The organism is Candidatus Thermoplasmatota archaeon (assembly GCA_018814355.1).
In the GTDB taxonomy this organism is placed as follows: domain Archaea; phylum Thermoplasmatota; class Thermoplasmata; order UBA10834; family UBA10834; genus COMBO-56-21.
On the sequence record JAHIZT010000003.1, the window covers coordinates 1 to 6,340 of the forward strand.

Annotated in this window: 7 protein-coding genes; 5 read left to right on the top strand and 2 right to left on the bottom strand. The window is 55.0% G+C overall.

The window, feature by feature from the left end:
• The 3 genes from KJ653_00090 to KJ653_00100 all read left to right on the top strand — a co-directional run.
• On the top strand, positions 1 to 243 hold a 243-nt coding region (locus tag KJ653_00090; GenBank protein ID MBU0684240.1), incomplete at its 5' end, for a hypothetical protein.
• A gap of 159 nt (positions 244 to 402) precedes the next feature.
• Positions 403 to 2,496: a DUF4129 domain-containing protein gene (locus KJ653_00095; protein ID MBU0684241.1), complete on the top strand. Its 2,094-nt coding sequence runs from the start codon at positions 403 to 405 to the stop codon at positions 2,494 to 2,496.
• Complete coding sequence (locus KJ653_00100; protein ID MBU0684242.1) at positions 2,486 to 3,661, top strand: DUF4350 domain-containing protein; 1,176 nt, start codon at positions 2,486 to 2,488, stop codon at positions 3,659 to 3,661. Before KJ653_00095 ends, KJ653_00100 begins: the two co-directional genes overlap by 11 nt.
• Here KJ653_00100 and KJ653_00105 read toward each other — a convergent pair whose 3' ends face one another.
• On the bottom strand, positions 3,662 to 3,907 hold the full coding sequence (locus KJ653_00105) for a hypothetical protein (protein ID MBU0684243.1): 246 nt from the start codon (positions 3,905 to 3,907) through the stop codon (positions 3,662 to 3,664).
• A gap of 133 nt (positions 3,908 to 4,040) precedes the next feature.
• On the opposite strand from KJ653_00105, the gene KJ653_00110 reads away from it, so the two are divergent.
• Positions 4,041 to 4,985, top strand: a complete 945-nt coding sequence (locus tag KJ653_00110; GenBank protein ID MBU0684244.1) for a DUF1616 domain-containing protein — start codon at positions 4,041 to 4,043, stop codon at positions 4,983 to 4,985.
• A gap of 14 nt (positions 4,986 to 4,999) precedes the next feature.
• On the opposite strand, the gene KJ653_00115 is transcribed toward KJ653_00110, so the two are convergent.
• Positions 5,000 to 5,215 carry a hypothetical protein gene (locus tag KJ653_00115; GenBank protein MBU0684245.1) on the bottom strand — a complete coding sequence of 72 codons (216 nt, stop codon included), beginning with the start codon at positions 5,213 to 5,215 and terminating at the stop codon, positions 5,000 to 5,002.
• A 123-nt stretch (positions 5,216 to 5,338) separates the two neighbouring features.
• Here KJ653_00115 and KJ653_00120 point away from each other — a divergent pair.
• Positions 5,339 to 6,340, top strand: a 1,002-nt coding sequence (locus KJ653_00120) for an IS200/IS605 family accessory protein TnpB-related protein (GenBank protein ID MBU0684246.1), incomplete at its 3' end; no start/stop codon positions are given.

Consider the following 6,340-nt stretch of genomic DNA (forward strand, 5'->3'; position numbering starts at 1 on the left):
AAGGATTTCCACTTCAAAGAGAGAGAAGGAAAAACGGTGTTGCGAGTCGAGTACAGTGGCCTCATTGATGCCTGTCGCAAAGTGCGCAAGGAGAGGCCGGACACCTGTCGACAGGTCGGATGCATCGGCTGTGCGTGTCTCTTCACTGCTGCAGCGCGGGCTACGGGCAAAGTTGTGTGTATTGATGACGTTGACAACAGCAAAGATACGGTCGTTTTCACCCTTACGCTAAAGGAATGGTAGTGGAATGTCCGATTTGAGGTCGGCCAGATGCAATAGAGACCCAACGTCAACTTGAAGAGGAGGTTTTTTGAATCGATGCATTGCTTTCTGATTGAAATGACCAGCAGACCTCCTTCGCCTAGTAGGGTTGTTTCGCTTCTTGTATCAGTAGCGGTAGCGATGCTTCTGCTTTCCCCGACCATGTCTTTCAACTCGAAAGCAGAAGACATCCCGCACGAGAACTACGATCTTGTCAAATCCAATCTCGATGTCATCATCGCGCTACTCAGAACATCAATCGCGTATTCCGAGAACGCCCTCGGAAAAATGTACACCGAGAGCATGGTCCAGGTCGAAGAGAACCTCACCGTGGTAAGGGGACTTCTGACGCCAGCGGAACGGATTCTGGAAAGGATCAGAGACATAGCTAGCAGCTACGAGAATCTGAGCAGGTTGCTACCTCCTTTCAACGATCTCTCGGCTCAGATGGATTCCTTCTCATCCATGGAGGTGTCGCTTCTAGGGGCAAGAGATGATGTGGTCTCCGCTTCCCGTCTCGTGAATCTCACTGAGGAACAAATGGTGAGCGCGCTCGACTCCATCGGGAGATTCAAAGCGCTGATCGACCAGATGAATAGAACGATAGATAGCATGCTCGTTTCTGCGGACGGCATAATCGGCCTAGTCGTCGAGGGGAATCAGCCGTTTACGGACAATCGTCTGATCCCGCTCATCGAGCAGCTCAGAGACCTCCTATACTCGATTGAGGTCGAAATAGACCGCCTTGTTACCGAGGGAGGAGTCCCGTGGGACCCGAGCCTGCCGTTCTCCCTTCTCTGGCTCTCGGCCGGCGACTACTATCTCGGGGATCAGATCACCGGTGGAGGCTACCTGTACTTCGATGGCGGGTTCCCAGTCGGTCATCTCGTAACGATTCGGATGGACGGGGCGGATCTCACCTCAGCGATCACTTCGTCCGGCGGGAGATTCTCCTTCACCTACCCGATTCCGTTGAATGCTAGTTGGCTAGGAACCCATGTCCTCCAGGCGACGTCGATGACGCCGACTGGACCCCTGAACTCGGACAGTATCACGATCAGAATACTGCTCGTTCCGACAACGATCTCGTTGCATGTCAACAGCAAACTGTTGAGACTGGAGGACCAGCTGCATGCTGATGTGCAAGTGAAGGACTTCCGAAAACGACCGCTTGCCGATGCGTCATGCTATTTCTTGCTCGACGGCCAGAACCTGTCTTTCCGAACCGATACGCTCGGAGGGTACAAGACATTCTGGGAAGCGTCCGACCTGGGTTACGGAGTACACACGCTCCAGGCATTCTATGTCGGCGAGCTGCCATACGAGCCGAGCTCCTCGGATGTCACGACTGTTGTCATAGACATTCCGACCTCCGTCGATCTGAACCTCTTTGAGACACGCTATTTCCACGGATACCACGTAGTCGGCAACGGCACGCTCGTCGCGAACGGAACCACGCCGATGCCAGGTCAGGAGATAACTCTCTCAATCGATGGAATCGTTGTCGCGAACTTGACGACAGGGCCGAATGGAGAATTCGCATTCGCAGTGTCCACCGAATCGATGACCACGGGCACACACACGATAGTTGCGGCATTCCTCCATCACGAGAGTATCTGGAGATATTCGCAGGATGAGCAGAGCTTCACCGTCTACGGCCTGAAGGTCGTGAAGTACCCGTTCTGGCCAATCATACCCAAATGGTCGTTCGGACCAGGAGACACCATCCCGTATCTCTTCATCGGGCAGTACGCATACTTCTTCTGGTTGCTCGTTCTCATGGGTGCCGCGATTGCCATCAGAGTCATCCAGATCAAGGACAAGAGGAAGCGTCTCCAGCCCGGAAGAACTGAAGTCCTTGAGTCGTTGGAGAAGGGGGCGGAAGCCATGCCTGCCACCGCCGCGGAAATTGCAGGAATGGCGATGGAGCTACTGATGGCAGCTGATGGACCGACCAATGCGAACGAGAGGATAGTCTGGTACTACCATCGGTTGCTGGCATTCCTTTCGGCAAAGGCGAACATCGCGATAAGGACAAGCATGACTCACTGGGAAGTGGCCAGGATACTGAAGATACTCGGGTTCCCGGTCAGACCTGTAGATAGAGCCACGATCCTTTTCGAGCGCGCGCTGTACTCCGGCGCATTGCTCTCAGATGATGATGCGGTCATGATGAGCACGGCCCTCACTGACCTCGTGAGAGTCAAGCCAGCGGAGGGCTCGCATGCAGGTTAGAGTGCGAAGAGGGTTCGCTGCCGTGGGCGCGATTGCTATTGCCGTCGTCCTGCTCATAATCAGTATGGCCGCGCCAATAGTCTCCACTTCGGCCGACTTCTCCATATTCAATTCTGGATGGAACGGAACCAGCAAGCTGGCAATCCTGACATACAATGCCGGCAAGTTCGTTCCAGATTTCCAGGTCAGATCCACGGGGACTGAGATTACGATCACTCAGCTTGATCTTAACGAGATCAGCCTCGACCCGGCAACAAGCGCACTGGTCGTGATCGGCCCGGGAAAGACTTTCACCTCATCAGAAGGAGAGATTGTCGGGAATTTCGTAAGAAACGGAGGAGAGCTGCTGCTGGCGGACGACTTCGGGACAGGGAACAGTCTGCTCATCGGCATGGGAGCCGTCTCGAAGTTCTCGAACCAACTCGTTATGGATCTGTCGTTCGAGAAGCAGCCCGAGTTCTCCGTCGTCTTCGACCTCAGAACCGACCCAAGCACCAAGAACGTGAGTACCCTCCTGCTCAACTATCCCTCGTCATTGACGATCAGCGGAGATACAGAGGTCATCGCGTCCTCCAGCATCGCCAGCTGGCTAGACACGAACGGCAACAGGCTCCAGGAATGGGGAGAACCGAGGGGGCCATTCCCCATCGCGGCGCGGGAGCATCTCGGAACGGGCGTGATACTCTTGTTGTCCGACCCGAGCGTTCTCATCAACGGCATGGCAGGTCAAATGGACAACGGGATCTTCGGGGCCAACCTTATCGACGAGATCTGCAACGGGAGAACCGCGGTCTTCTTCGATGAGAGCCATCGCACATTCTTCGACCCGATCGCAGTGACGATGCAGTTCACTGGACAGGTGTCCGACAACGCGAAGGTCATGATCGCACTCCTAGCATTCTTCCTCACGCTGTGGATTTTCACCGACGTTGTCGATAAGACGGTAGCTTGGACTGTTCGGAAAATCAAAGCTGGGCTTAACACAATCTCGGAGGCGCTCGGACTGAGATTCTTCCGGAAAGAGGCTCCTTCTCCGCCAAAGGCCATGAGCAAAGAGGAGCTTCTCGAGAAGTCTATGCAGGAGCATCCCGAGTGGCGGACGGGGCTTGTCAGGTACCTGCTGCGAGAGAGAGAGCGACACGGCAAGATGCTCGAGCAGAAATAATCACGAAAGGACTAGCCAGACGCGTCTGAGCACTACCACAACAAAGAGCACAAGGCCGGCATAGATGAAGAAGTCCATGCGCTGCCGAATCTCTTTTGTCAGAAAGCCGTCCGTGAGCTCTCTTATCACCAGAAGACCGATGAGCTCAAGAGTGGCCAGGACCTCGATGCCGGCGGACAACGAGATCAGGATGGAGATGATGGTCCATACGAGCATGCTGATGAATATCTTGTGTGATACCAGCAAAGTGCGCACCTGTCGTAGCTGAAGACCTTACTCGTCCTCTACAGGGACTCGAAATGAGGGAACGCTCTATAATATCCTGTCCTCGGATGCGCTACATTTCATATAGAGTAATATGTTTCACAGTGGAGCAGTCATGGCAGAGAGCGAAAGACGGACCTGGAGATTCCACTTCGAGGTCCGAGACAGACCGTACGACCTTCTAGCTTGCATGGTGCTCGCACTCATCCTCATAACGCTTGTGTATCTTGCGCCAGACAACGCAGTGAGGCAGGTCCTTGGCCTCATCTTCGTCCTCTTCCTGCCAGGATATGCTGCTACCGCGGCGCTGTTTCCCGAGAATGACCAGATCGACGGCATCGAGAGAGTCGCGCTGAGCTTCGGTCTGAGCATTGCTATCGTGCCCCTGATCGGTCTCGCGCTCAACTTCACACCCTGGGGGATCAGACTGGACCCGATACTCGCTACTGTGTCTGCTTTCATCATCGGTATCTCACTTGTGGGATGGTACCGAAGGACGCGCCTTCCCGCAGACGAGAGGTTCGCGATCGTTGTCAACTTCGAGATGGACTTCAGGGGCATGCCGCTCGTCGACAAGATCCTCACAATCGGAATCGTGGTGATGCTGATAGCATCGGTCGTGGTGCTCGCATGGGCCATAACGACCCCGAGAGTGGGGGAGAGGTTCACGCAGCTGGCGATCCTCGGCCCGGGTGGGATGGCCACCGACTACCCCAGAAACCTGACCGTCGGGCAGGACGCGACCGTCCTCCTGACCATCAAGTCGTTCGAGCATAGGGCGCAGAACTACACGCTCATGATCGTGCTCACGAACAGCACGGACAATTCGACTGTCGTTTCGCTATACTCCATAGACTGGGCTCAGACCCATGCGCTCGCCCCCCATGTTGGCATCGCACAGAACTTCACGCTTCAGCATCTGCAGTTCTACAACCAGACCTTCGACTTCGACTTGACAGCTCCAGGCACGTGGAAGCTCCAGTTCCTTCTCTACACCGAAGGCCAGCCTCTGACCCAGGATGCTTACCGAGAGGTCCACTTGTGGCTGAATGTCGCGTAGTCTACTGAGCGGGCTCAACCTTCAGACATCTCAATCTCCTGAATCGATGGGCATTTGACATCCCCATATGAACAGAAGACGCAACAGTCACCCTGCTTCGGATTCAGGATATGCCCGCAGTTCTTGCACTGGTAGACGATTTGGCAATAATCCGCCGGCATTCGCTCAGTGCTCTTGAAACCACATTTGGGACAGGTGATTGTTGACTCGTACTTGATATCCTTCGCCATCCTGATTCCTCGGATTCGGTTCTGTCCAAAGTCGGGTGGTAAGACTTCGGAGGTTGGCTGTCGGCCCCCCGGCACTACATGTAGTCCGCCAGGTATAATAAAGGGATGATTCTGAAGGACTAGATGCTGTTCAAAGGGGTCGTCTTTCGTCTTGATTCCGGCCTTCCGGTGGACGCGAGGTTCCTTCTCGAGGATTTCAGGCTGGCCGTCAACAACGCAGTCCGGACAGGACTTCAGGCGCGTGTGACTTCTAGGAACGCCCTATCGAGGCTGGCCTACAAGGACTTCCGGGAGGAGCACCCGAAGATGTATGCCAAGCACCTCGTTTCCGCCCTCGGAGTCGCGGCTGGGATTCTGAAGAACCATCGCAGATTGGTCAGGAAAGGAGCTGCTCGCAACATCCCATATGTCAGGCGATTGATGATGAAGGCTGTGAATCAGGCATACAAGCTCGACCGAGAAAAAGGGGTCATCGATCTGCCAATTAGGGCGGGATGCCACGTCAGACTGTGCCTCGTCGTGAGCCAGTATCATCGCAAGTACCTCGACGACATCACCCTCACCCTTGGATCCCTGACTCTTCTTCCAGACCGAGTCATCATCGCGTTCAGGAAGGAAGCTCCCAGAGCATACACTCCCGAATCTGCACTCTCGCTCGACACGAACGAGCGAAGCCTGGATGGAGTGTTCGTCAAAGGAGACGACGGAGTGGTCGTGAAGGCGGACTACCGTGATGTGGCCGTCATCCAGCAGCGGCATCATGACCGGCGTAGAAAGTTGCAGAAGAAGAAGTCGCATGACCGGCGCATGGCTCGCCTCTTGTGCAGAGGAGAGGGCGTCCGAGAGCACCATCGCGTGGACTACAGGATGCACCAGGTGGCGAATGCAGTGCTCTCATTCGCTGAGAGGCAGAGATCGGCAGTGGTACTCGAGGATCTGAAGGGAGTTCGGCCGAGAAAGGGCAAAGATCTCAATCGACGTTTGAGCATGTGGCCCCGGAGGAAGCTCCACCAGATAATCGAGTACAAGGCTGCGTGGAGAGGAATCCCAGTGGTCAAGGTCGACCCAAGATACAGCAGCAGAAAGTGCCCGATATGTGGGAAAATACAAGATTCCCGAATGGGC